This window comes from Acinetobacter sp. B51(2017) (assembly GCF_003711395.1).
Taxonomy (GTDB): domain Bacteria; phylum Pseudomonadota; class Gammaproteobacteria; order Pseudomonadales; family Moraxellaceae; genus Acinetobacter.
Map to the genome: position 1 here is coordinate 1 of NZ_PJRJ01000081.1, position 1,428 is coordinate 1,428.

3 protein-coding genes and 1 pseudogene are annotated in these 1,428 nt (G+C 36.4%); all 4 read left to right on the top strand.

Annotation, left to right across the window (positions count from 1 at the left end):
• Positions 1-173: transposase family protein (locus CYK47_RS15170; protein WP_164709160.1), on the top strand; the 173-nt coding region annotated here is incomplete at its 5' end.
• Between the two features lie 39 nt (positions 174-212).
• Positions 213-737, top strand: a complete 525-nt coding sequence (locus CYK47_RS15175) for a hypothetical protein (protein WP_122902596.1) — start codon at positions 213-215, stop codon at positions 735-737.
• Positions 738-755: 18 nt separating this feature from the next.
• Positions 756-1,214, top strand: a pseudogene (locus tag CYK47_RS15180) (VENN motif pre-toxin domain-containing protein); the annotation flags it as partial.
• A 72-nt stretch (positions 1,215-1,286) separates the two neighbouring features.
• Positions 1,287-1,428, top strand: a 142-nt coding sequence (locus CYK47_RS15185; RefSeq protein ID WP_164709209.1) for a transposase, incomplete at its 3' end; no start/stop codon positions are given.

The window sequence follows — 1,428 nt, forward strand, 5'->3', positions numbered from 1 at the left end:
TTGAGAAAAAGTACAATAAACTGATTGGAAAAATACGAGTTGTGATCGAACACATCAATAGTCAATTGAAAACATTTAGAATATTAAGTGAACGCTATCGAAATAGACGGAAAAGATTCGGTTTACGTATTAACTTAATTGCTGCACTGGTAAACCGAATAAACTTGCAATAACCACTTTCGCAAGAGGTCTAATGTTAAGGAAATAAAGTAATGAGTAAAGAAAATATAAAAGAAATATATTACGTTTTTAAGTCTTCAATTAATGCGCAACAAGGAGAAGTTTTGGTTTTTAGTCAGGAAAAATTTGACTCAATCGGGGCTTGGAAAAAAATTGATTCTTTAAAAAAACCATTAATTAATGTGGGTACTTGCATCGTTACTGATACGGGTAAAAAAATCATAGACGAATCGGGTACTGTCTCAGTGTTACCTAACCATAAAAATTTAATTATTATATTTGATAACAATAACAAGAAATTTTTGTGTCCAAACAATGCTGCGATTTATAATTCTGATGGAACTTTAAAACATCAATTATTATTACCTGAAGAAGGTTTTTGGACTCCTGATGCTGAAGGTTGGTATATACATTCAACTTATTATGCAGATTTTCCAAATTTAAAAGGGTGGGGGGTAATGGTCACTAATAATCATAAGTGGCCAGATTTATGTTTTTGTTTATACGATGGCACACCAAATTTGATTTGGACAAAATATAGTCAAGAACGACGGTGACATCATGTGTGCTGAAATAGTACACAAGAGAAAGATCAACTTAACACATACAATGAAAAGGTTGATAACTATCAAAAGCTTGGTGTGCTGCTCGATACAATTTCAACAGGATTGTCAGCACCAACGAGTTCAGGTTTAGGCATAGTGGCAGCTACATTAAGCCCTGCGGCAAGTTACGAGATTGGTCAATACTTTAAATCTAATGATGCGGAAGGAAGTACAGCGCATATTTTAGCGCACACTGTATTGGGTGCGGCTGTAGCAGCAGCAGGTGGAAATGATGCTTTAACGGCAGGCTTGGCCGCAGGTGGAGCAGAAGCATCCTCACTGCTATTTGCTAAATACTTATATGGTAAAGAAGCAAAAGACTTAACCGCAGATGAAAAATCTACTATTAGTTCAATCACTGGTTTAGTTGCATCTGGTGTAGGTGCAAGTACTGGTGATGTGGCTTCGACTGTGCAAAGTGGTCAAGTTGATCCTAGCCAAAATAATGGACAGCACGTCCCTCTAAAGATAACGTAACTTTAATCTTTGGAGATTCAAGAAATGGCTAAACGTTTTAGTCCTGAATTTAAACAGCAAGCGATTGATTATGCACTTTCAAACTCCCACGAACCTATAGTTGCAATCGCCCAGAAATTAGGTGTGGGTTATTCAACTTTAGACAAATGGATTCGTGAGGCCAATC

Bases quoted from the DNA above. Each gene is read 5' to 3' on its own strand.
- CYK47_RS15175 (WP_122902596.1), top strand. From the start codon at position 213: ATGAGTAAAGAAAATATAAAAGAAATATATTACGTTTTTAAGTCTTCA.